The following is a 21864-nucleotide window of genomic DNA, read 5'->3' as shown; positions in this document are numbered from 1 at the left end:
CTAGCCGCGACCACCGACGGTCCCGGGTCGCCCCCGGACGCCCGCTTGACCAGCGAGGACGGACGCCGGACCATGAGGGTGATTGGATCGTTCAAGGAGGCATCGAGCGGAGGGGCGGCAGTGTCGGAGCACCGCACGCAGAGCACCCCGACGCTGGCGACGGTCGCGCGCCTCGCCGGGGTCTCGCGGCAGACCGTGAGCAACGCCCTGAACTCACCGGACCTGCTGCGTCCGGAGACGCTCGCGCGCGTGCAGCAGGTGATCAGCGAAGTGGGCTACGCCCCGAACCGTGCCGCCCGCAACCTGCGTACGCGCCGGGCCCGGCTGGTCGGCATGCGCTTCGAGCCGGGACCCGAGCACACCGCGGACGCCCTCCTCGACCGGTTCGTGCACACCCTGGTCGACCGCAGTGCCGACGCCGGCCTGCACGTGCTGCTGTTCTCGGGGCGTACGCCGCCCGACGGCGAGCACCCGGGCGAGGAGGAGGCCGTCGCGGGCTACGCCGAGCTGTGGCGCACGGGGGCGGTCGACGCGTTCGTGCTGACCGACACCTACCGCGGCAACCCGCAGGCGCCCTGGCTGGAGGGGCAGCGCGCACCGTTCGTCGCCTTCGGTCGCCCCTGGGACGAACCGACCGCGACGCACCCCTGGGTCGACGTCGACGGGGCGGCCGGCACCAGGGCCGCCACCGCCCACCTGATCGAGCGCGGACACCGACGCGTCGCCTGGATGGACCTCGAACCCGGGTCCCGCATCACCGCGGACCGCCGCGAGGGCTGGCGTGGCGCCATGGAGTCCGCCGGGCTCGACGTCGCCGGCCTGGAGCTGCGCGCCGACCCGACGGTCGCCGGCGGTCGCGAGACCACGCGACGGCTGCTCGACCTGCCCGCGCACGAGCGGCCCGAGGCCGTGGTGGCCGTGAGCGACACCGTGGCCCTGGGGGTCGTGCAGGCGTTGTACGAGCGCGGGCTCACCCCCGGGCGCGACCTCGCGGTGACCGGCTTCGACGACTCCCAGAGCGCCCAGCTGCTCCCCGGAGGGCTGACGACGGTGCGTCAACCCCTGGAGCTCGTCGCCGTCGCGCTCGTGGAGGCACTCGCCAGGTTGCTCGACCCCGACGTCACGGGGCCCGCCCAGCCCGACGGCGGCGTGCTGCTCGAGCCCACGCTCGTGGTGCGGGGCTCCTCCGGCGGCTGAGTCGGCCCCGGTCGGGCGCGGTCGGGTCAGAAGCGGCGCCACCAGAGCGCGACGGCGTAGTCGACCTCGAGACCCTCGTGCTCGGCGAGCACCTGCTCGGCGACGTCGGACGGCAGCTCGATGCCTGTCACGGCCTCGAGGTCGGCCCGCTCCTCGAACCGCCAGCGGATGTCGACGGGCACGTGCTGCCACCCCTGCCGCGTCCAGAAGTCGTGGACGGCGGCCGCGTCGTGCCGGGGGTACCCGCGGCGGAACCAGTCCGAGAACGTCGAGGGTCGCAGCGGGTCGTTGTCGACGACGAAGGCGTGGCCGCCGGGGCGTACGACCCGCTGCAGCTCGGCCAGCCCCGGTTCGCACCCGGGACCGAAGAAGTAGGCCCACCGCGCCTGCACCCAGTCGACGCAGGCATCGGCCAGGGGCAGCTCGGTCGCACTGCCGAGGAGCACCGTCACGGTGTCGAGGCGCCGCGTGCGCCGGGTCGCCATCGCGGCGAGGTCGGGGTGCGGCTCGACGCCGGTCACCGTCCGGGCACGCTCGGCCCAGCGGGGCAGGTGGAACCCCGTGCCGCAGCCGACGTCGAGCACGTCGAGACCGGTCCAGTCGGCCACCTCGGTCATGGCCGTCTCGAGTGCCCGGTCGGGGTCGACGGCAGCGTTCTCGAGCTCGTACGTGGCCGGGTGCTGCCAGATGTTGGGGCTCGGCACCGCTCCCGCGGCGACCCCGGCGGGCAGCCGGTCGGGCAGGTGGTCCCGGGGGCCGGCGGAGCTGCGCTCGCTCAGATGCGCACCGGGCCGAGCGGGGTGTGGAACTTCGCCGCGACGATGCCCGGGGTGCCGTTGGGTGCCACCCAGTCGACCTCCATGCTGCCCAGCGGGTCGCTGACCGAGCGGCCGAGCCAGTCGCTGACCCGGCCGGGGTCGCCGGCGATCTCGAGGCAGCACAGCGTCACGTCGGTTTCAGCCATGCGGGAGGGGTGCTCGGACTCCGGGCTGATCCACTCGACGAAGAACGGCAGCTGCGGGTCGGACTGCAGGCCCTTCACGCCGATCTGGCGCCACAGCAGCTCCGTGCCGTCGGGGCGGTGCCGGTTGCCGTTGACCGCGTCGCGGCCGAGACGCTGCTCGACCTCGGTGAGGTCGTCGACCGCGATGACCCAGCCGAGCCAGCCACCGCCGGCCTCGCTGCGTGCGCGGACGGCCTGACCGAACGGGGCCTTGTCGCTCGCGGGGTGGTCGAGCACGCCGACGACCTCGAGGTACTGGCCGCCACCGAGGCTGAGCACCCGGTTCACGGTGCCGAAGCGGGGGTGGATGCCGCCGTCGACGAAGGTCGCGCCCAGCAGGTCGCCGAGTCGGGCGGCGGTGCTGTCGAGGCCGTCGGGTCCTGCTGCGAAGGAGAGGTGGTCCAGGCGCATGTCGCCATTCTCACCCGACTACTTGTGGAATCGACCACCGGGGTCATGACAGCGGCGCCGTCGGTGAGGTAAAGAGGGCGGCCGCCCCCTGGCGCGGCGGCCCGTACGCCCGGCTCAGCGGGGTGAGGCCGGGTGCAGCGCGAGCGCCGAGCGCGAGCGCACGTGGGCGTCGGCGAGGTCGACGAGCACGGCGTACGCCTGCGCCCCCATCAGCTCGGTGAGCTCGGCGGCGTGGGTGAGGTAGAGCGGCTCCGGCGCGACGTGCGCCTCGGTGTTGCCGGTGCAGTACCAGTCGAACTCGTGGCCCCCGGGCCCCCAGTCGCGGCGCTGGTACTCGGTGATCGTCACCTCGGTGTACGCCTCGCCGTCGGCCGGCTCGACCTCGCGGAAGTCGCGCCGGATCGGGAGCTGCCAGCACACGTCGGGCTTCGTCTCGAGCGGCTCACGGCCGGTCCGGAGGGCGAGCGCGTGCAGGGCGCAGCCTGCGCCGCCGGCGAACCCGGGACGGTTGGCGAACACGCACGCGCCGTCGACCACGGCGGTCGCGCGGTCGCCGTCCTCGTCGGTGCGCACCCACCCCTCGCGTACGCCGACGTCACGGTGCTGCCAGTCCTCGGCGGTGAGCTCGGCGACGGACGCCGCGACGCGCTCCTCGTCGGCCTCGTCGGCGAAGTGCGCACCGAGCGCGCAGCACCCGACGTCCGGGCGGGAGGCATAGATGCCCTCGCAGCCGGCGCCGAAGATGCAGGTGTAGGCGGATGTCAGCCAGGTCAGGTCGCAGCGCAGGCGCTGGGACGCATCGGCCGGGTCGTCGAACTCGACCCAGGCGCGGGGGAAGACGGGGTTCACCTCGGGCACGCGTCCCACCCTAGGCAGCAGCCGACGGCGGGTAGCGTCGGTCCCATGCGCCTGGGCGTCCTCGACATCGGCTCCAACACCGGTCACCTCCTGGTGGTCGACGCGGTGGCCGGTGGTGCGCCCGTGCCGGCGTACTCCCACAAGGCGCCGCTGCGGCTCGCCGAGCACCTCGACGCCGCCGGCGACCTGAGCGAGGTGGGCATCGATGCCCTGGCCGGGTTCGTCGGCGAGGCGCTCGCCGTCGCCGACGACAAGGGCTGCAAGGAGACGCTCGCCTTCGCGACGTCGGCGGTGCGTGAGGCCGGCAACGGTCAGCACGTGCTCGACGTGGTGCGCGAGCGCACCGGCATCGAGGTCGCGGTGCTCCCCGGCGAGGACGAGGCGCGGCTGACGTTCCTGGCCGTACGCCGCTGGTTCGGCTGGTCCTCCCACCGCCTGGCGGTCTTCGACATCGGCGGTGGCTCCCTCGAGCTGGCCGCCGGGTCCGCCGAGGCCCCCGAGGCGGCCCTCTCGGTGCCGCTCGGAGCCGGACGGCTCACCCGCGACTTCCTCCCCGCCGGCCTGGAGGGCCTCACCGGCGTCGACGACGAGCGGGTGCGGGCGCTGCGCAAGCACGTGCGGACCACGGTCGCCGACACCGTCGGCGTGCTGCGCAGCAACGGCGTCCCGACCCACGCCGTCGCGACGTCGAAGACCTTCCGGTCGCTGGCGCGCATCTGCGGGGCGGCGCCCTCGGCCGACGGCCCGTACGTGCGCCGCGTCCTCCCGGCTGCGGAGCTGACCTCCTGGATCCCGAAGCTCGCCGCGATGAGCCCTGCCGAGGTGGCCGAGCTGCCCGGTGTCTCGGCCAGCCGCGCCCACCAGATGCTCGCCGGGGCGCTGGTCGCCGACGCGGTCTGTGACCTCTACGAGGTCGACCAGCTCGAGATGTGCCCGTGGGCGCTGCGCGAGGGCGTCATCCTCGAACGCCTGGACCACCTGAGCGTCGTCTCGTGACCGACCCCGCCGGACGCGGGGAGAGCCCGACCGGCGACGGCGAGGTGCCGGCGCCGGGCGAGGCCCCGGCGGTACCGGTGGCGCTGTCGACGGCGTCGGTGTTCCCGCAGACGACGGCAGAGGCCTTCGAGCTCGGCGCACGCGTCGGGTACGACGGCATCGAGGTGATGGTCAGCATCGAGCCGACCAGCCAGGACCCCGACGCCTGCCGCCACCTCAGCGACTACCACGAGATCCCTGTCGTCGCCGTGCACGCGCCCACCCTGCTCGTCACGCAGCGCGTCTGGGGCACCGACCCGTGGGAGAAGCTCGAGCGCTCCGCGGAGATGGCCCACGAGCTCGGCGCGGGCACCGTGGTCGTGCACCCGCCGTTCCGGTGGCAGCGGTCCTACGGCCGCGACTTCGTCGCCGGCATCGCCCGGCTCGAGCGCACCACCGGTCTGGCGTTCGCCGTGGAGAACATGTATCCCTGGCGCTCGGGCGTCGGTCTCGCCGCCGACGCGTACGCGCCGGGGTGGGACCCCTCCGAGCAGCCGTACGCCCACACGACCGTCGACCTCAGCCACTGCGCGACCGCCCAGGCCGACCCCTTGGAGATGGCGCTGCGCCTGGGCACCCGGCTGCACCACGTGCACCTCACCGACGGCCTCGGCTCGCCCAAGGACGAGCACCTGGTGCCCGGGCGCGGGGCCATGCCCTGCAAGGAGTTCCTCGCCCACCTGGCGGGATCGGGGTTCGACGGGTCGGTGGTGCTGGAGATCAACACGCGCCGGTCCGACCGTCGGGAGACCATCCGGGACCTGGAGGAGTCGCTGGAGTTCACGCGCGAGCACATGGTGGCGCCCGGACCCGCCGAGGGCCTCGCGCACTGAGGCGTACGGTCGGACCCACCAGCCGACCCCGGGAGGCCCCGTGCTGCTCCGTCAACCCCTGCTCCTGCTCGCCCGCAGCGACTCCGCGCGCAAGCTCACCGAGACGCTGCCGCCGACGCAGGCGCTCGTCGACCGCTTCGTCGCGGGCGAGACCGTGCCCGACGCGGTCGCGACGGCCCGCGAGCTGTCGGCCGCCGGTCTGCTGGTCACGATCGACTACCTCGGCGAGGACGTGGAGGACGTCGAGACCGCCGAGCAGAACGTCGCGGTGTACGAGCAGCTGCTCGCCGCCCTCGGTGAGGCCGGGTTGGCGGCCACGTGCGAGGTGTCGCTCAAGCTGTCCGCCATCGGTCAGGCGCTGACCGGCTCGGGCGAGGGCACGAAGCAGGGTGATGACCTGGCACTGGAGAACGCCCGCCGCGTCTGCCGTGCCGCCCGCAACGCCGGCACCACGGTCACCATCGACATGGAGGACCACACCACCACCGACCGCACCCTGCAGGCCGTCCGCGACCTGCGCCAGGACTTCCCGGAGACCGGCGCCGTGGTGCAGTCCCAGCTCAAGCGCACGGAGAAGGACCTGCAGCGCCTGGTCTCCTCGACCTCACGCGTACGCCTGTGCAAGGGCGCCTACGCCGAGCCCGAGGGCGGCATCGGTCACGCGACCGGCATCGACAACGACCTGGCGTACGTACGCTGCCTGAAGACCCTCATGACGGGCGACGGCTACCCCATGGTCGCCACGCACGACCCGCGGCTGATCGAGATCGCCCAGCGGCTGGCTCATCGCGAGGGCCGCAGCCGGGAGTCCTACGAGATCCAGATGCTCCTCGGCGTACGCCCCGAGGAGCAGAAGCGGCTCGCCGCGCAGGGCGAGCAGGTGCGCGTGTACGTGCCCTTCGGCGAGGCCTGGTACGGCTACCTGGTGCGTCGACTCGCGGAGCGCCCCGCGAACCTGGCACTGTTCCTGCGCGCCCTGGTCTCCCGCGACTGAGCGCCTCCCGTCCGCCGCAGTCAGGAATCGTGATGACACCGCCCGCCACCTCAGCGCAGGACTCCCGCACCGTCGCCGTCATCGGCGCGGGGGTGATGGGGGAGACCGTGCTGTCCGGCCTCATCCGCGCCGGCCGCCGTCCCGAGACGCTCGTCGTGGGCGAGCGGCGCGAGGAGCGGGCCGCCGAGCTCGTCGACCGCTACGGGGTCGAGGTCGTCTCCAACGCCGAGGCCGCCCGCCGCGCCGACGTGGTGCTGCTGGTGGTCAAGCCGCAGGACATGGGAGAGGTGCTCGAGGACATCGCCATCGAGCTGCGCGAGGGGCAGCTGCTCGCCAGCCTCGCGGCCGGCATCACCACCGCCTACGTCGAGGAGCGCGTGCCCACCGGCGTCTCGGTCGTGCGCGTCATGCCCAACACCCCGGCGCTGGTGGACGAGGGCATGGCGACGATCAGCCGCGGGTCCCACTGCACCGAGGCCGACCTCGACACGGTCACCTCGCTGCTCTCGACCACCGGCAAGGTCGCGCGGGTCCCCGAGCGGCAGCAGGACGCCGTGACCGCCATCAGCGGGTCCGGCCCGGCGTACATCTTCTTCGTGGTCGAGTCGATGATCGAGGCCGGTGTGCACCTCGGGCTGCCCCGCTCGACCGCCACCGACCTGGTGGTGCAGACGGTCTTCGGCTCCGCGACGCTGCTGCGCGAGACCGGCGAGCACCCGACCGTGCTGCGGGAGCAGGTCACCTCCCCCGGCGGCACCACCGCGGCCGCCGTCCGCCAGCTCGAGGACCACAAGGTGCGCGCCGCCTTCCTCACCGCGATGGAGGCGGCACGCGACCGTTCCCGCGCGCTCTCCGGGGAGAACTGACCCGTGCTGGAGCCGGGGGTCACCGCCTCGGAGCGCACCTGCCGCGCCTGCGTGGTGCACGAGGAGTCCTTCACCGACTACGACTTCGGTCCCTCCCACCCGATGACACCCGTCCGTGTCGACCTCACGGTGCGTCTCGCGCGGGACCTCGGGGTGCTGGACACCGCGGCGCTGCCGGTCGTCGGGGCGACCCCGGCCACGGACGACCTCCTCGCGACCGTGCACTCGGGTGCGCTGATCGAGGCGGTCCAGCGCGTCTCCGCGGACCCCACGCGCAGCGACCTCGGCTTCGGTCTCGGTACCGCGGACAACCCCGTCTTCGCCGGCATGCACGAGGCGTCGGCCCACGTGGTGGGTGCCTCGGTCGAGGCTGCCCGCCGTGTGTGGTCCGGCGAGGTCGACCACGCCGTCAACGTCTCCGGCGGCCTGCACCACGCCATGCCGGGGCTCGCCTCCGGCTTCTGCGTCTACAACGACGCGGCCGTCGCGATCCGCTCCCTGCTCGAGCAGGGTGTCGAGCGGGTGGCGTACGTCGACGTCGACGTGCACCACGGCGACGGTGTGGAGCGGGTGTTCTGGGACGACCCGCGGGTGCTGACCGTCTCCCTGCACGAGACCGGCCAGGTGCTCTTCCCGGGCACCGGCTTCGCGCAGGACCTCGGCGGGCCCGACGCCGCCGGCTCGGCGGTGAACGTGCCGCTCCCCCCCGGCACCGCCGACGCGGGCTGGCTGCGCGCCTTCCACGCGGTCGTGCCCCCGCTCCTGCGGGAGTTCGCACCGCAGGTGCTCGTCACCCAGCACGGCTGCGACTCCCACGTCGAGGACCCGCTCGCGCACCTGGCGCTCACCGTCGACGGGCAGCGCGCCTCCTACCTCGCCCTGCACGAGCTCGCCCACGAGGTGGCGGACGGCAAGTGGCTCGCCCTCGGCGGCGGCGGCTACGAGGTCGTCGGCGTCGTCCCCCGGTCGTGGACCCACCTCATGGCCATCGCGACCGGTCGACCGCTGGACCCGACCACCGCGACGCCGGGGGACTGGCGCGAGCACGTGCGTACGCGGCTGGGCCGCCCCACGCCGTTCCGCATGACCGACGGCCGCAACCCCTCGTGGCGGCCGTGGAGCCAGGGGTACGACCCCGAGACGTGGTTGGACCGCTCGATCCACGGCACCCGCACGGCGGCGTTCCCGCTGCACGGGCTCGACCCGTCCGCCTACTGACTCTCCCCGCTGGTCAAGACGACACGCCGCCGTCCGGGTCGTAAGGCAACGATTCCGTCACCACTTCCGTCTACTGCGTCACCATGAGCCCCAGGAGACCCCTACAGTCTCGTTCGACGCAGTCCGAGGACGCACGGCAGGGGACGTCGTGGACGAGGCTGCTCGACAATCGCAGAAAGCGCGGTCCGACATGGTGCCTGCCGAGTCCGAGGGTCCCGAGGGTCCCCTGGGTCAGAGTGACTCCTCCCTCCTCACCATCGCCGAGGTGGCGGCCGCCATGCGGGTCTCCAAGATGACCGTGTACAGGCAGGTCCACGCGGGCGAGCTGCGCGCCGTGCGCGTCGGGCGGTCCTTCCGCGTCTCGCGCAGCGACCTCGACGACTACCTGCGCCAGCGCTTCTACGACGCCGGTTGAGCTGTCTGGTTCGTCCGATTTCCAGGCGCTGACCGGCGCGGGATAGGGTGGCCGTTCGCACCCCGCGACCGCGGTGTGCCACAGACCTGCCGCACCGGTCGCCCGGGGTCTCTCCGGGCGGCGCGCGGCGTACGCAGCCGTCATCGGAGGAATCGCCCATGGGTTCTGTCATCAAGAAGCGTCGTAAGCGCATGGCCAAGAAGAAGCACCGCAAGCTGCTGAAGAAGACGCGCGTGCAGCGTCGTCGTCTCGGCAAGTGACCCACTGATCCTCAGCTGAGCGGAGCGTCTCTTGGGTCGGGTCGTCCTGGTCACGGGGGTGTCGCGCGAGCTCGGTCGGCGCTTCGCCACCGCGCTCTCGACGCGCCCCGACGTCGACCGCGTGGTCGGCGTGGACGTGGTGCCGCCGCGCGGTGACATCGCGCGCATGCAGTTCGTACGCGCCGACATCCGCAACCCGGTCATCGCCAAGGTGATCGCCCGCGAGGACGTCGACACCGTCGTCCATGCCAGCGTGCTCCCCACCTCGGCCGGTGGACGCTCCTCGATGAAGGAGATCAACGTCATCGGCACGATGCAGCTGATGGCGGCGTGCCAGCGGTCGGCGACGATGAAGCACTTCGTGCTGAAGTCGCACGCCGCGGTGTACGGCTCCTCACCGCGTGACCCCGCCATGTTCACCGAGGCGATCGCGCCGCGACGACCGCCGCGCACGGGGTTCGCGAAGGACATGGCCGAGGTCGAGTCCTACGTCCGCGGTTTCGCGCGGCGGCGTCCCGACGTACGCGTCACCGTCCTGCGCGGGGCCCACATGGTGGGACCGACGCTGGAGTCGCCGATGTCGGCGTACTTCCGGCTCCCCGTGGTGCCGACGGTACTCGGATTCGACGCGCGGCTGCAGCTGCTTCACGAGACGGACATGCTGGCCGCGATGCAGCACGCGTGCGTGACCGACGTGCCCGGCGTCTTCAACATCGCGGGCGACGGCATCGTCATGCTGTCGCAGGCCATCCGTCGCCTGGGCCGCCCGAGCGTCCCGGTGCCGTCCTTCGCGGTGGGGTCGTTCGGGTCGCTGTCGAGGTCGCGATCCTCGGACTTCAGCGCCGACCACGTCGCCTTCCTCTCCCGCGGGCGTGGTCTCGACACCACCGCGATGCGGGAGACCCTCGGCTTCACGTGCGACTACTCCACGCAGGAGGCGCTGGCCGACTTCGGTCGCAGCCTCAGCCAGGGGCTGCCGAAACCGACCCAGGCCGTCCTGGGCACCCGGGCGGAGCCCGGCACGGTGCCGGGCGCGGTGCCCGGACGGGGCGCCGAGGTCACCGAGCTGACGCAGAAGGGACTCTGATGGGCGACGCCGACATCATCCCGATCGGCACCCGGGGCCGCCCCGGGCGTGGCAGCGGCAACGCCCGACCGAGCACCGCAGCCCGGGGGCTGGCCCCCGGCGCCACGCCTCGCGTGAGCGGGCGCGATGCCGCTCAGGACGACCTGGACACCGTCGAGGGCGCGCAGTCGGGCGTGGACGAGCGGCCGACCGCCGACGCGACGACCGACGTCGGGGGCGAGCCGGCGGCAGCGCGGGAGGTCGCCGAGTCCTCGGACGCTCCTGCCGCACGGCTCGACGCGACCCCCGCGTCGCCGTCGCGAGGCATCCCGGTCGTCGAGTGGATCAACGCGGCCACCGCGGCCGCGCGCGAGACGTTCGGTGATCACTGGGAGCCGCGGCTGGCCGAGATGCTGGCGTTCCTGCGCCGCCGCGTGACCGGTGAGTACGTCGTCGACGAGTACGGCTTCGACCCCGAGATCACCGAGCGCTTCTTCCTCGCCATGCTGCGCCCGATCAAGGACCGGTGGTTCCGGCTCGAGGTGCGCGGCGCGGAGAACATCCCCTCGGTGGGCGGCGCGCTGATCGTGTCGAACCACTCGGGCACCGTGCCCGTCGACGGTGTCATGACCGGCGCCGCGATCCACGACGAGACCGGACGATTCCTGCGTCCCCTCGGCGCGGACCTCGTCTTCCAGCTGCCCGTGATCAGCGAGCTCGCTCGCAAGAGCGGTGCCACCCTCGCCTGCAGCGAGGACGCCGAGCGCATGCTCGGTGGCGGCGAGCTGGTCGGTGTCTGGCCCGAGGGCTTCAAGGGCATCGGCAAGCCGTACGCCGAGCGCTACAAGCTGCAGCGGTTCGGCCGCGGCGGCTTCGTGGCCGCTGCGATCCGCACCGGCGTGCCCATCGTGCCGGTCTCGGTCGTGGGTGCGGAGGAGATCTACCCGCTCGTGGCGAACCTGCCGTCGCTGGCGCGCCTGTTGGGGCTGCCGTACCTGCCGATCACGCCGCTCTTCCCGCTGCTCGGCCCCCTCGGGCTCGTGCCGCTGCCGTCGAAGTGGCTCATCGAGTTCGGCGAGCCCATCCGCACGGACTCCTTCGAGCCGCGCGCGGCCGAGGACCCCATGCTCGTGTTCAACGTGACCGACCAGGTGCGGGAGTCGATCCAGCAGACGCTCTACTCGCTGTTGATGCAGCGCACGTCCGTCTTCGGCTGATCCGCCCCTCCGGTCCGGACTGCCGGCTCCCGAACGCCCGCGTACGCGGGTGTCCGGAGCCTGCGCGGGGTTGTGAGCCCGCGTAGGTCCGGAGTTGCCCGCGTACGCGGGCGTTCAGGGAGCGGTGCGGGGGAGACCGCGGGGGACCGTCAGGGCAGGAGGCCGCCGAGGCCTGTGCCGCCTGAGCCGCCTGAGCCGCCCGATTCTCGGCTGCTGCCGCCGCCGGTCAGCCCGCCCAGGGTGTCACCGAGGCGCTTGCCCAGATCGTCGGTGAGGGTCCCGACCTGCTTCTCGACCTCGCGGACGACCTGCTTCTCCACGACGTCGGTGACCTCCTCGAGCGTCGAGCCGACCACGGGGACCTCGGAGAGCGGGAGGTCGGAGACGGCGGGCAGGCGCGGACGTGACGGGGCGGTGGGGCTTTGCGCGGGCTGCTGCTGACGAGGGGTGTCCGCGCGGTCGCCGGGCCGTGATCCGCCACGGTCACCGCGGGCGCCGGCGCGGCCTTCGCGCTCGTCGACCTCGACGCGCGGGGTGTCTGCGGCGATCCGCTCGGCGGCCTCGCGCCTGGTCTCCTCGGCGGTCACGTCCACGCCGGAGACCCCCATCAGGATCCGGCTGGCCTGCTCGACCGCCTGGGCGAACGGCGCCAAGGGACGCGCCTCACCGGTGCACGTGGGACACAGGGCGTCGACCTGGGCGTCGAGGACGTACACGGTGTCGGCGGCCGTCTTCAGCGCCGTGAACAGGTCGCCGTCCGCGTTCTCCGACAGCGTCACCAGCTGCTGCCGGGCGTCGCGGGCGAACGCGCGGACGTCCTGGGCGGCGCCGGCCTCCCCGTCGACGTCGGCGGCGAGGAGCGCTGCCCCGCCCTGGGTGGCGCGGGCCGAGAAGTCGCTGACGGCCTCACCGGCGCGCTCGACGTCGCCGGGATCGTTGCGGGCGACCAGCTCGGCGGCCTCCGCGAGGCGTGTCGCGGCGTGGTCGAGCCGCTCGCGTCCTGCCTCGGCCGGGCTGTCGCCGACGAGCGAGAGACGCTCGACGCCGAGCTTGACCGGGTAGAGCGCCTCGCCGGGCAGCGCGCCCTGGGCGCCCACGGCAGCGGCGGCACCGGTGGTGGCGAGGATCGCCGCAGCCGTGAACCCCGCGACCAGGCGCGGCCGGCGGGTCGTGGGGCGTGCGAGCTGCAGGTCGGGACCCGTACGCACCGTCTGCGTCCGCGCGGTCGGCACGACGGCCGCGCGCTCGGCAGCCAGGCGCTCGGCCTCCGCGACGAGACGGATGCGCAGGGAGGAGGCATACGCGGGGTCCGGAGCGACGTGCTCCTCCATCGACGGACGCGCGGCGAGGAGCGTGCCGGCGGCAGCGAGCTCGGAGGCGGGCACCCTGCGTGCGGACGACTCGTCGGCGTCGCGACCGGTGAGCATCGCCTCGATCGCCTCGTCGAGGCGGTCGGCGGCACGGCGGTCCTGCCACGGCGTCATCGGCGTGCTCCTGCTCGACGGGCCGACCCGGTGCGGGTCGGCGGGTGCTCGACGGGTCGGGGTGCGACCTGTGTCCGTCTCAACGACGACCGACTCGCGGAGGTTACGGGCGGAACGAGCCGGTCTGCGAGGCTCGTGCGGCGGCTCATCGCAGGCCCTCGGGGAGGCGCTTGGCCAGGTTTCGTACCGCCCGCAGCTGCAGCTGCTTGACGGCCCCGTCGGACCGTCCGAGCGCGGAAGCCACCTCGGCGATGCTGTGTCCCTGCAGGAACCGCATCACGATGCAGGTCTGCTGCTCCTCGGGGAGGGTGCGGACGACCTCCAGCAACGTCTCGTTCGTGAGCTGCGCGAGCACCGCGCTCTCGGGCCCGTCGGTGGGGGCGTCGAGAACCCACGAGTCCTCCGTCGGCTGCTCGAGCCGGCTCCGGGCGGACTTGAAGTGGTCGGTGACTAGGTTCCGGGCGATGGTCGTCAGCCAGGCGCCGAAGTCCTTGCCCTGCCAGGTGAACCCGGTGATGTTGCGCAGGGCGCGCACGAACGCCTCGCTCGTCAGGTCCTCGGCGAGCGGCACGGACCCGGTGCGGTAGTAGACGAAGCGGTAGATCTGGGGGTGGTAGTGGTCGAAGAGCGCACCGAAGGCGTCGGCGTCGCCCTCACGCGCCTGCTCGACCAGTGCGATGAGTCTGGCGGCCTCGGTCGGGTCCGCGACGGAGGAGGTGGCGTCCTCGGCGTCGTCGCGATCACCCGGGCCGGTCTGCTGCGGCACCCGCCCGCTGCCCCCGCTCGCGCCGGCTGCGTCCCCCGTGCCTCGGTGGGGGCCGTGCGGTCGGGCGTCGGTGGTGCCCGCTCCGGTGGACGAGGCGAGGACCCACCCGGGCGAGAGGCGGCCGCGCCTGCTCGGTGCGAGGGTCGCCGACGTCGTGCCGAGCGACAGGGCGGGCTCGGCGAGGACCTCGGCGAGAGCGCGGCGCAGGGCGTCGAGACCGGCGCGGTCGTACGCAGGACGCGTCGTCATCGCAGCAGCCCCCTTCCCCCTCGCGGCCACCGAGAATGGTAGTGGCGCCGGCGGGGTCCTGTCCGGCTCATCGGACGATTGTGCAGGCAGTGCCCAGACAGTGCGCCGCAGGCGGTCGGGACGAGGTCGACCGCGGCTCAGCCGAGGCGGCGGCGTACGGACACCCCGGCCGCGACCGCACCCGCGGTCGCCCCGGCGACGGTGGCGCCGAGCAGGCCCACGCGGGCCGCCTTGCGTGCCGTGCGGTAGTCGCGGACGCGCCAGCCGTGCTCGCGGGCGTGGTCGCGCAGCACCTTGTCGGGGTTCACCGCACAGGGGTCGCCGACCAGGCTCAGCATCGGCAGGTCGTTGGAGGAGTCGGAGTACGCCGAGCACCTCGACAGGTCCAGCCCCTCCCGCTCGGCGAGGGCCTTGATCGCCTCGGCCTTCGCGGGCCCGTGCAGCATGTCCCCGACGAGCTCGCCGGTGTAGATCCCGTCCTCGTGCGCCGCGACCGTCCCCATCGCCCCGGTGAGCCCGAGGCGGCGGGCGATGATGCGGGCGATCTCGATCGGGGCGGCAGTCACCAGCCACACACGCTGCCCGCGATCGAGGTGGAGCTGGGCCATCGCGCGGGTGCCGGGCCAGATGCGGTGGGCCATGGCCTCGTCGAAGATCTCGTCGGCCATCTGCTCCAGCTCGGCGACGCTCGCCCCCTTGATGAACGCCAGCGCCTCCGCCCGCGAGGCGGCGACGTGCTCGGGGTCCTCGACGCCGGCGACCCTGAAGTACATCTGCTTCCACGCCGCCTTCACCAGGTCGCCGGTGGTGAAGAACTCGCGGCGGTGCAGCCCCTTCGCCAGGTGGAAGATCGAGGCACCCTGCATGACCGTGTTGTCGACGTCGAAGAACGCGGCGGAGGTGCGGTCCGGCTCGACCTGCAGCGCCACCTCGACCTCGGCGGCGGACGCCGCGGCCTGCCCCGCGAGCACGGAGCGCTGCTGCAGGTTGGGGCGCGAGGGGACGGGGTTGACGCTCACCTGGCCGACCCTAGTGAGCGGACCGGCCCAGCGACAGGTCACGACGACAGGGTCGTCCGCGGGTGGCAGGCTGGGACCGTGACCAGCACGGGCGCCGCCATCACCCGGCACGGGCCCGAGCCCGTCCGCGTACGTGTGCTCACCCGGGTCGGCTGCCACCTGTGCGAGACGGCCGAGCAGGTCGTCGCCACCGTCTGTGCCGAGCAGGGCGTCGGCTGGGAGGCCGTCGACATCGACCGGGCGCCCGACGCGGACGACCTGCTCGACGAGCACGGGGAGGAGATCCCGGTGACCTTCGTCGACGGTGTGCTGCACGACTACTGGAGGGTGGACCCGTCACGGCTCGCGGCAGCCCTCGGCCGCTGACCCACCACCCCCTCCGGTGAGTCGCGTCACCATGTGGTAGCCCACCGTGGCGGTTGCCACTTCTCAGTTTGGTCGCAGCCGCTCCGCGCTCCTAGAGTGAGCCTCACCTGAACGCGATTGCGCGGTCGGGACGACGTCCCCGATGCCCCGTGGCCTGCTCCGCAGGTGGGGAGCCATCGTCTCGAGCTGGCCTCGAGCCACCGGTCGACACCGTCGCCCGGGACCTGTGTGGACGACGTTCCGGACGTCCCACCGATCCCACACCGTCCCGCCTGCGAGGAGGACCCGATGAGCGTCCTGGTCGTCGGCATCTCGCACGCCTCCGCCCCGGTCGAGCTGTTGGAGCGCGTCGCGGTCGACCGCACCGCGCTGCCGGTGCTCCTGGGCGACGTCGCCGCCACCGAGCACGTCAGCGAGGCGCTGGTGCTCGCGACCTGCAACCGCGTCGAGCTGTACGCGGGCGTCGAGCGCTTCCACGGCTCGGTCGAGGCTCTCACCGGCATCCTCGCCGGTCGCGCGGGGGTGCCGGCGGAGTCGCTGGTGCCGCACCTGTACGTGCACTACGACGACGGCGCCGTCGGCCACCTCTTCCAGGTCGCCGCCGGGCTCGACTCGATGGTCGTCGGCGAGGGGCAGATCCTGGGCCAGGCCCGTGAGGCGCTGCGCGTCGGACAGGCCGAGGGCACCGTCGGCCCCTCGTTGAACGCGCTGTTCCAGCAGGCGCTGCGCGTCGGCAAGCGCGGGCACGCCGAGACCGACATCGACCACGCCACCCCCTCGCTCGTGGGGGTGACCCTCGAGCGCGCGGCGGCGTGGGTGGACGGCCTCGAGGGGCGTCGTGTAGTGGTCGTCGGGGCCGGGTCGATGGCGGCGCTGGCCGTCGCCACCGCGACCCGTGAGGGCGCCTCGGTGATGATCGGCAACCGCACCCGCGACAACGCGGATCGTCTCGCGGCCACCCACGGCGCCCGAGCGTTCGACATGACCGACCTGGCCGAGGCCGTCGTGGAGGCCGACGTCGTCATCTCCTGCACCGGCGCCACGGGCACGGTGCTGGAGCCCGGCCACCTCGCCGGTCGCGACGGCGCCCGGAGGGTGGCGGTCGTCGACCTCGCCCTGCCCCACGACGTCGACCCGCGTGTCGCGCAGCTCCCCGGTGTGGACCTCGTCAGCCTGGCCGACCTCGCCCGCGAGCGTCCCGAGGAGGGCGCCGGTGTCGGGGACGCGGGCGCGGAGGACGTGGCCCGCGTCCGCAAGATCGTCGCCGAGGAGACCGACGCTTTCCTCGCCGCCCGGCGCGCCGCCGCCGTCACCCCGACGGTCGTCGCGCTGCGCAGCATGGCCGGCGAGGTCGTCGAGGCCGAGATGACCCGGCTGACCTCGCGGCTGCCCGACCTCGACGAGGTCCAGGTCGACGAGGTGCGTCGCACGGTGCAGCGCACGGTCGACAAGTTGCTGCACGGCCCCACCGTGCGGGTCCGCGAGCTCGAGGACACCGGCTCGGTCACGTACGCCACCGCGCTCGCCCAGCTCTTCGCGCTCGACCCCGACGCCGTGCAGGCCGTCACCAAGGCCGAGGGGGGAGCGCGATGACCGCCGTCGTCGACTCCGGCACCCGCACCCTGCGCGTCGGCACGCGGGCGTCGCTGCTGGCACGGACGCAGTCGACCACCGTCGCCGAGCAGCTCACCGCGGCCACCGGTCGCGTCTGCGAGCTCGTCGAGATCACCACCGAGGGCGACACCAACCGCGCGCCGCTGGCCACCCTGGGTGGCGCGGGGGTCTTCGTCGGCGCGTTGCGGGACGCGCTGCTCGACGGGCGCGTCGACGTCGCCGTGCACTCGCTCAAGGACCTGCCGACGGCACCGGCCGACGGGCTCACCGTCGCCGCGGTCCCCCCGCGCGTCGACCCGCGCGACGCCCTCGTGGCCCGCGACGGGCTCACCCTGGGTGAGCTGCCGCCCGGCTCGAGGGTCGGCACCGGCTCGCCCCGGCGCGTCGCGCAGCTGCACGCACTCGGCCTCGGGCTGGAGGTGCACGGGCTGCGCGGCAACGTCGACACCCGCCTCGGGAAGGTCGCGGGCGGCGACCTCGACGCCGTGGTGCTCGCGGCCGCCGGTCTGCGCCGCATCGACCGGCACGCCGTCGTCACTGAGTGGCTCGACCCGCTGCAGATGCTCCCGGCCCCCGGGCAGGGCGCCCTGGCGGTGGAGTGCCGCAGCGACGACCTCGACGTCGTCGCCGCCGTCGCCACGCTCGACGACCACGCGACCCGTGCGGCCGTCACCGCCGAGCGCCAGGTCCTGGCCACGCTCGAGGCCGGCTGCTCCGCGCCCCTCGGGGCGCTCGCGGAGGTCGTCGAGGGCGAGGCGGGGGACGAGCTCTGGCTCCGCGCCGTGGTCCTGCGGCCCGACGGTGCCGTGGCCATCCGCCGCTCGACCAACGGTCCGGTCGACCGCGCCGCATCGCTCGGCGCCGACCTCGCCGCCTCCATGCTCGCCGAGGGCGCCGCTGCGCTGATGGACGAGCAGCTCGGCGACGACGAGCTCCCCCCGACGCAGCCGCACGACTCCTGAACTCCCACCCGCCGACGCCGGCGGGACCCGTACGCACCCCGAACCACCGACGAGAGGTCGAGACATGACCAAGACCGCCACCTCCAAGGGCGCAGCCCGTACGCCGGCGACGCCCGGCTGGGTGTCCTTCGTGGGCGCCGGCCCTGGCGACCCCGACCTGCTCACCGTGCGGGCCGTCGAGCTGCTGCGCGCTGCTGACGTCGTCGTCGTCGAGCTGCCTGGGCACCGCGGACTCGTCGAACAGCTGCTCGCGCCCGCCGACGACAGCCCGGCGCCGCTGTCGGGTCAGGTCGAGCCCACATTGCCCGAGGTCGTCGACGGCGGCTTCGGTGAGGACGACCAGCCCCTCACCCACGCCGCCCGCTCGAAGGTCGTCACCAAGCAGGCCAAGGCGGGCAAGCGCGTCGTCCGCCTCCTCGCCGGCGACCCGTTCCTGTACGGCTCGGGCCCCGAGGAGGCCGCCGCCTGCGTGAAGGCCGGCATCGGCTTCGAGGTCGTGCCGGGTGTCTCCTCGGTCTCCGGCGTCCCGACGTACGCCGGGGTGCCCCTGACCACCAAGAGCGACCGCGAGGTCGCCGTTGTCGGCTGCCGCGACGGCCGCATCGACTGGAGCCGGTACGCCGGGTTCTCCACCCTGGTGCTCGTCTCCGCCGTCAAGCGCCTGCCCGAGCTCTCCGAGGAGCTCGTCGAGGCGGGCCGCGACCCCGAGACCCCGGTGGCCGTGACCACCGTCGGCACGACCACCGAGCAGCGCACCCTGGTCTCCACGCTGCGCGACGTGGCCGTCGACGCCGCCGAGGCGCAGATCGCACCGCCCGCCATCGTCGTGGTCGGCAAGGTCGTCAACCTGCGCGAGACGCTGTCGTGGTTCGAGACCAAGCCGCTGTTCGGGTGGCGGGTGCTGGTGCCTCGCACCAAGGAGCAGTCCGGCTCGCTGATGAGCACGCTGCGCGGCCACGGCGCGGTGCCGGAGCAGGTGCCGACGATCTCCGTGGAGCCCCCGCGCAACCCCGCCCAGATGGACAAGGCCGTCCGCGGACTCGTCGAGGGCCGCTACGAGTGGATCGCCTTCACCTCGGTCAACGCCGTGCGCGCGGTGCGGGAGAAGTTCGAGGAGTACGGCCTCGACGCCCGCGCGTTCTCCGGTCTCAAGATCGCTGCGGTCGGTGAGAAGACCGCCGCCGCGATCGCCGCCTGGGGCCTGCGGGCCGACCTGGTGCCCTCCGGGGAGCAGTCCGCCGCCGGCCTGCTGGAGGACTGGCCGCCCTTCGACGACGTGCTCGACCCCATCAACCGGGTGTTCCTGCCGCGCGCCGACATCGCGACCGAGAACCTCGTCGCCGGTCTGATCGACCTCGGCTGGGAGGTCGACGACGTGACGGCCTACCGCACCGTGCGGGCCGCCCCGCCGCCGGCGCCGACGCGTGAGGCGATCAAGTCCGGCAAGTTCGACGCCGTCGTCTTCACCTCGTCCTCGACGGTGCGCAACCTCGTCGGCATCGCCGGCAAGCCGCACCCCTCCACGATCATCGCGGTGATCGGCCCTGCCACGGCCAAGACGGCCGAGGAGCATGGCCTGCGCGTCGACGTGATGGCGCCCGCGCCGTCCGTGGAGGACCTCGCGGCGGCCCTGGCGGACTTCGGCGCCGAGCGGCGCCTGGACTTCCTCGAGGCCGGTGAACCGGTGACGAAGCCGAGCGAGAAGAAGCCCGCCAAGACGACGAGTCGGCGCAAGAGCAGCTCGTGACCGGTCCCGGCACGGTGCCGTCAGGTCCGTCAGGTCCGTCAGGTCCGCCGGTGCCGCCCGTGCCCCCCGTGGTGCGGCCGCGGCGACTGCGGCGTACGCCGGCCCTGCGGTCGATGGTCGCCGAGACGTCACTTCGCGCGGGACAGCTGGTGCTGCCCGTGTTCGTGCGCGAGGGACTCACCGAGCCGCAGCCGATCACCTCGATGCCCGGCGTCGTGCAGCACACGCGGGACTCCCTCAAGGCGGAGGCCGCGCGGTGCGCGGAGGCCGGCCTCGGCGGGATCATGCTGTTCGGCATCCCGGAGACCAAGGACGCCACCGGGTCGGCCGGCCTGGACCCGCAGGGAATCCTCAACGTCGCCCTCGCCGACGTACGCGCCGAGGTCGGTGACGCCGTGACGGTGATGAGCGACCTGTGCCTGGACGAGTTCACCGACCACGGCCACTGCGGCCTGCTCGACGCCTCCGGTGCGGTCGACAACGACGCGACGCTGGCGGCGTACGCGGAGATGGCGGTCGTGCAGGCCGCCAGCGGATCCGCGATGGTCGGCCCGAGCGGGATGATGGACGGCCAGGTCGCGGTGATCCGGGACGCGCTCGACGACACGGGCCACCAGGACGTGGCGGTGCTGGCGTACTCGGCGAAGTACGCCTCCGCCTTCTACGGCCCGTTCCGCGAAGCGGTCGACTCCTCGCTGCAGGGCGACCGACGCACCTACCAGCAGGATCCCGCCAACCGGCTCGAGGGTGTCCGCGAGGCGCTGCTCGACGTCGCCGAGGGCGCGGACCTGGTGATGGTGAAGCCGGCGCTGGCCTACCTCGACGTGCTGCGCGAGGTGCGTGACGCCGTCGACGTGCCGGTGGCTGCGTACAACATCTCGGGCGAGTACGCGATGGTCGAGGCCGCCGCCGCGAACGGCTGGATCGACCGCGACGCCGCGATGATGGAGACGCTGCTCTCGATCCGCCGGGCGGGCGCCGACGTGGTGCTCACCTACTGGGCGCTCGACGCCGCCGCCCACCTCCGCTGAGCGGAGGTCGGCGGCGAGCCGGGCGTCGGGTCAGGTCGTCGGGTCAGGGGGTGAAGACGACCTTGACGGTGCCGTCCTGCTTCTTCTGGAACCGCTCGTACGCGCCGGGCGCCTCGCTCAGCGGCAGCCGGTGCGTGGCGAAGTCCTCAGTGCCGAGCGGGTCGGAGTCGTCCAGCAGCAACGGCATGATGTCGTCGACCCATGCCTTGACGTTGGCCTGCCCCATCCGCAGCTGGATCTGCTTGTCGAACATCGTCATCATCGGCATGGGGTCGCTCTGGCCGCCGTACACGCCGATCAGCGAGACGGTGCCGCCTCGACGCACGGCGTCGATGCCGGTGTAGAGCGCCCCCAGCCGGTCGACGCCCACACGATCCATCAGGGCCGAGCTCAACCGCTTCGGCAGCATGCCGAACAGCGCCTGCCCGGCCGCCGCGACCGGATTGCCGTGGGCCTCCATGCCGACCGCGTCGACGACGGCGTCCGCACCCCGGCCGGCGGTGCGCGAGCGCACCTCCTCGCCGACGTCGTCGACCTCGTCGAGGTGGATGGTCTCGGCCCCGCGAGCCGTCGCCCGGGCGAGGCGCTCGGGCACCCGGTCGACCGCGATCACACGCAGCCCCTGGTGCAGCGCGATGCGCGTGGCCATGTCGCCGATCGGCCCGAGCCCCAGCACCAGCAGGGTCCCGCCGGCGGGCGTGTCCGCGTACGCCACGGACTGCCAGGCCGTCGGCAGCACGTCGGAGAGGTAGACGAAACGGTCGTCCGAGGGGCCCTCGGGCACCTTGATGTGCGTGAACTGCGCCTGCGGCACGCGCAGGAGCTCCGCCTGCCCGCCCGGCACCTCGCCGTAGAGCTTGCTGAACCCGAACAGCGCGGCACCGGTGCCCTGCTCGCGCACCTGGGTCGTCTCGCACTGGGTGAACAGCCCGCGGTCACACATCCAGCAGTGCCCGCAGCTGATCTGGAACGGCACCACGATCCGGTCGCCGACGCGCAGGTCGCCGGTCTCGGAGCCGACCTCCTCGACGACGCCCATCGGCTCGTGGCCGAGTACGTCGCCCTCGCCCATGTACGGCGTGAGCGTCTCGTACAGGTGCAGGTCCGAGCCGCACAGCCCGGTGGAGGTGAGCCGCACGATCGCGTCGGTGGGCTCCTGGATCACCGGGTCGGGCACCTCCTCCACGCGTACGTCCCGTCGTCCCTGCCAGGTCACTGCCTTCATCTCGTCGATCCTCTCGTCGTTCGTCTGG

General features: G+C 73.4%; 22 protein-coding genes. 15 read left to right on the top strand and 7 right to left on the bottom strand.

Going from position 1 to position 21864, the window contains the following annotated elements; all coding sequences use genetic code 11:
- Window positions 1-72: 72 nt before the first annotated feature.
- Window positions 73-1197, top strand: a complete 1125-nt coding sequence (locus KLP28_05160; protein QWC86107.1) for a LacI family transcriptional regulator — start codon at window positions 73-75, stop codon at window positions 1195-1197.
- Window positions 1198-1223: 26 nt separating this feature from the next.
- Here the strand turns inward: KLP28_05160 and KLP28_05155 are convergent, their stop codons facing one another.
- The 3 genes from KLP28_05155 to KLP28_05145 form a co-directional block, all read right to left on the bottom strand.
- A complete protein-coding gene (locus KLP28_05155; protein ID QWC86816.1) occupies window positions 1224-1928 on the bottom strand; it encodes a class I SAM-dependent methyltransferase in 705 nt (234 codons plus the stop codon).
- A 44-nt stretch (window positions 1929-1972) separates the two neighbouring features.
- Window positions 1973-2611, bottom strand: coding sequence for a VOC family protein (locus KLP28_05150; protein QWC86106.1), 639 nt, complete (start codon window positions 2609-2611; stop codon window positions 1973-1975).
- A gap of 114 nt (window positions 2612-2725) precedes the next feature.
- Window positions 2726-3469: a hypothetical protein gene (locus KLP28_05145; GenBank protein QWC86105.1), complete on the bottom strand. Its 744-nt coding sequence runs from the start codon at window positions 3467-3469 to the stop codon at window positions 2726-2728.
- A gap of 45 nt (window positions 3470-3514) precedes the next feature.
- Here KLP28_05145 and KLP28_05140 point away from each other — a divergent pair, with 45 nt between their 5' ends.
- The 9 genes from KLP28_05140 to KLP28_05100 all read left to right on the top strand — a co-directional run bounded on the left by KLP28_05140 (window position 3515) and on the right by KLP28_05100 (window position 11373).
- Window positions 3515-4465 (top strand): Ppx/GppA family phosphatase, encoded by a 951-nt coding sequence (locus KLP28_05140; protein ID QWC86104.1) that lies wholly within the window; start codon window positions 3515-3517, stop codon window positions 4463-4465.
- A gap of 44 nt (window positions 4466-4509) precedes the next feature.
- Complete coding sequence (locus KLP28_05135; GenBank protein ID QWC86815.1) at window positions 4510-5337, top strand: sugar phosphate isomerase/epimerase; 828 nt, start codon at window positions 4510-4512, stop codon at window positions 5335-5337.
- A 43-nt stretch (window positions 5338-5380) separates the two neighbouring features.
- A complete protein-coding gene (locus tag KLP28_05130; protein QWC86814.1) occupies window positions 5381-6331 on the top strand; it encodes a proline dehydrogenase family protein in 951 nt (316 codons plus the stop codon).
- A gap of 32 nt (window positions 6332-6363) precedes the next feature.
- The gene (proC, locus tag KLP28_05125; GenBank protein QWC86103.1) at window positions 6364-7197 is read left to right on the top strand and encodes a pyrroline-5-carboxylate reductase; all 834 of its coding nucleotides are present in this window, start codon (window positions 6364-6366) and stop codon (window positions 7195-7197) included.
- Window positions 7198-7299: 102 nt separating this feature from the next.
- Window positions 7300-8415 (top strand): acetoin utilization protein AcuC, encoded by a 1116-nt coding sequence (locus KLP28_05120; GenBank protein QWC86813.1) that lies wholly within the window; start codon window positions 7300-7302, stop codon window positions 8413-8415.
- Between the two features lie 190 nt (window positions 8416-8605).
- Window positions 8606-8830 (top strand): helix-turn-helix domain-containing protein, encoded by a 225-nt coding sequence (locus KLP28_05115; protein QWC86102.1) that lies wholly within the window; start codon window positions 8606-8608, stop codon window positions 8828-8830.
- Between the two features lie 158 nt (window positions 8831-8988).
- Entirely contained in the window at window positions 8989-9090 is a 102-nt protein-coding gene (locus KLP28_05110) for an AURKAIP1/COX24 domain-containing protein (protein QWC86101.1), read from the top strand.
- A 46-nt stretch (window positions 9091-9136) separates the two neighbouring features.
- Window positions 9137-10177, top strand: coding sequence for an NAD-dependent epimerase/dehydratase family protein (locus tag KLP28_05105; protein ID QWC86812.1), 1041 nt, complete (start codon window positions 9137-9139; stop codon window positions 10175-10177).
- Window positions 10177-11373 (top strand): 1-acyl-sn-glycerol-3-phosphate acyltransferase, encoded by a 1197-nt coding sequence (locus KLP28_05100; GenBank protein ID QWC86100.1) that lies wholly within the window; start codon window positions 10177-10179, stop codon window positions 11371-11373. Before KLP28_05105 ends, KLP28_05100 begins: the two co-directional genes overlap by 1 nt.
- 149 nt (window positions 11374-11522) lie before the next feature.
- On the opposite strand, the gene KLP28_05095 is transcribed toward KLP28_05100, so the two are convergent.
- From KLP28_05095 to KLP28_05085, 3 genes are all read right to left on the bottom strand, one after another.
- Window positions 11523-12857, bottom strand: coding sequence for a hypothetical protein (locus tag KLP28_05095; protein ID QWC86099.1), 1335 nt, complete (start codon window positions 12855-12857; stop codon window positions 11523-11525).
- 145 nt (window positions 12858-13002) lie between these two features.
- The gene (locus tag KLP28_05090) at window positions 13003-13872 is read right to left on the bottom strand and encodes a sigma-70 family RNA polymerase sigma factor (protein ID QWC86098.1); all 870 of its coding nucleotides are present in this window, start codon (window positions 13870-13872) and stop codon (window positions 13003-13005) included.
- 137 nt (window positions 13873-14009) lie between these two features.
- Window positions 14010-14891, bottom strand: coding sequence for an HAD-IB family hydrolase (locus KLP28_05085; GenBank protein QWC86097.1), 882 nt, complete (start codon window positions 14889-14891; stop codon window positions 14010-14012).
- 99 nt (window positions 14892-14990) lie between these two features.
- Between KLP28_05085 and KLP28_05080 the strand changes: the two genes are divergently transcribed.
- From KLP28_05080 to hemB, 5 genes are all read left to right on the top strand, one after another.
- Complete coding sequence (locus KLP28_05080; protein ID QWC86811.1) at window positions 14991-15257, top strand: glutaredoxin family protein; 267 nt, start codon at window positions 14991-14993, stop codon at window positions 15255-15257.
- 288 nt (window positions 15258-15545) lie between these two features.
- Window positions 15546-16850 (top strand): glutamyl-tRNA reductase, encoded by a 1305-nt coding sequence (locus KLP28_05075; GenBank protein QWC86096.1) that lies wholly within the window; start codon window positions 15546-15548, stop codon window positions 16848-16850.
- The gene (hemC, locus tag KLP28_05070) at window positions 16847-17833 is read left to right on the top strand and encodes a hydroxymethylbilane synthase (GenBank protein ID QWC86095.1); all 987 of its coding nucleotides are present in this window, start codon (window positions 16847-16849) and stop codon (window positions 17831-17833) included. Before KLP28_05075 ends, hemC begins: the two co-directional genes overlap by 4 nt.
- A gap of 64 nt (window positions 17834-17897) precedes the next feature.
- Window positions 17898-19580 (top strand): uroporphyrinogen-III synthase, encoded by a 1683-nt coding sequence (locus KLP28_05065; protein QWC86094.1) that lies wholly within the window; start codon window positions 17898-17900, stop codon window positions 19578-19580.
- 50 nt (window positions 19581-19630) lie between these two features.
- Window positions 19631-20611: a porphobilinogen synthase gene (gene hemB, locus KLP28_05060; GenBank protein ID QWC86093.1), complete on the top strand. Its 981-nt coding sequence runs from the start codon at window positions 19631-19633 to the stop codon at window positions 20609-20611.
- 43 nt (window positions 20612-20654) lie between these two features.
- Here hemB and KLP28_05055 read toward each other — a convergent pair whose 3' ends face one another.
- Window positions 20655-21836, bottom strand: coding sequence for an alcohol dehydrogenase catalytic domain-containing protein (locus tag KLP28_05055; GenBank protein ID QWC86092.1), 1182 nt, complete (start codon window positions 21834-21836; stop codon window positions 20655-20657).
- Window positions 21837-21864: the final 28 nt, after the last annotated feature.

The organism is Nocardioidaceae bacterium (assembly GCA_018672315.1).
Lineage (GTDB): Bacteria > Actinomycetota > Actinomycetes > Propionibacteriales > Nocardioidaceae > TYQ2.
Note: the sequence above shows the minus strand (reverse complement) of the source record. Positions and strands in the feature narration are given on the sequence as shown.

What these genes read in the sequence shown, in the direction of transcription:
- KLP28_05160 (QWC86107.1), top strand. Translation starts at nt 73, where the DNA reads ATGAGGGTGATTGGATCGTTCAAGGAGGCATCGAGCGGAGGGGCGGCA.
- KLP28_05150 (QWC86106.1), bottom strand. Translation starts at nt 2,611, where the DNA reads ATGCGCCTGGACCACCTCTCCTTCGCAGCAGGACCCGACGGCCTCGAC.
- KLP28_05140 (QWC86104.1), top strand. Translation starts at nt 3,515, where the DNA reads ATGCGCCTGGGCGTCCTCGACATCGGCTCCAACACCGGTCACCTCCTG.
- proC (QWC86103.1), top strand. Translation starts at nt 6,364, where the DNA reads ATGACACCGCCCGCCACCTCAGCGCAGGACTCCCGCACCGTCGCCGTC.
- KLP28_05120 (QWC86813.1), top strand. Translation starts at nt 7,300, where the DNA reads ATGACACCCGTCCGTGTCGACCTCACGGTGCGTCTCGCGCGGGACCTC.
- KLP28_05115 (QWC86102.1), top strand. Translation starts at nt 8,606, where the DNA reads ATGGTGCCTGCCGAGTCCGAGGGTCCCGAGGGTCCCCTGGGTCAGAGT.
- KLP28_05110 (QWC86101.1), top strand. Translation starts at nt 8,989, where the DNA reads ATGGGTTCTGTCATCAAGAAGCGTCGTAAGCGCATGGCCAAGAAGAAG.
- KLP28_05100 (QWC86100.1), top strand. Translation starts at nt 10,177, where the DNA reads ATGGGCGACGCCGACATCATCCCGATCGGCACCCGGGGCCGCCCCGGG.
- KLP28_05095 (QWC86099.1), bottom strand. Translation starts at nt 12,857, where the DNA reads ATGACGCCGTGGCAGGACCGCCGTGCCGCCGACCGCCTCGACGAGGCG.
- KLP28_05090 (QWC86098.1), bottom strand. Translation starts at nt 13,872, where the DNA reads ATGACGACGCGTCCTGCGTACGACCGCGCCGGTCTCGACGCCCTGCGC.
- KLP28_05075 (QWC86096.1), top strand. Translation starts at nt 15,546, where the DNA reads ATGAGCGTCCTGGTCGTCGGCATCTCGCACGCCTCCGCCCCGGTCGAG.
- hemC (QWC86095.1), top strand. Translation starts at nt 16,847, where the DNA reads ATGACCGCCGTCGTCGACTCCGGCACCCGCACCCTGCGCGTCGGCACG.
- KLP28_05065 (QWC86094.1), top strand. Translation starts at nt 17,898, where the DNA reads ATGACCAAGACCGCCACCTCCAAGGGCGCAGCCCGTACGCCGGCGACG.
- KLP28_05055 (QWC86092.1), bottom strand. Translation starts at nt 21,836, where the DNA reads ATGAAGGCAGTGACCTGGCAGGGACGACGGGACGTACGCGTGGAGGAG.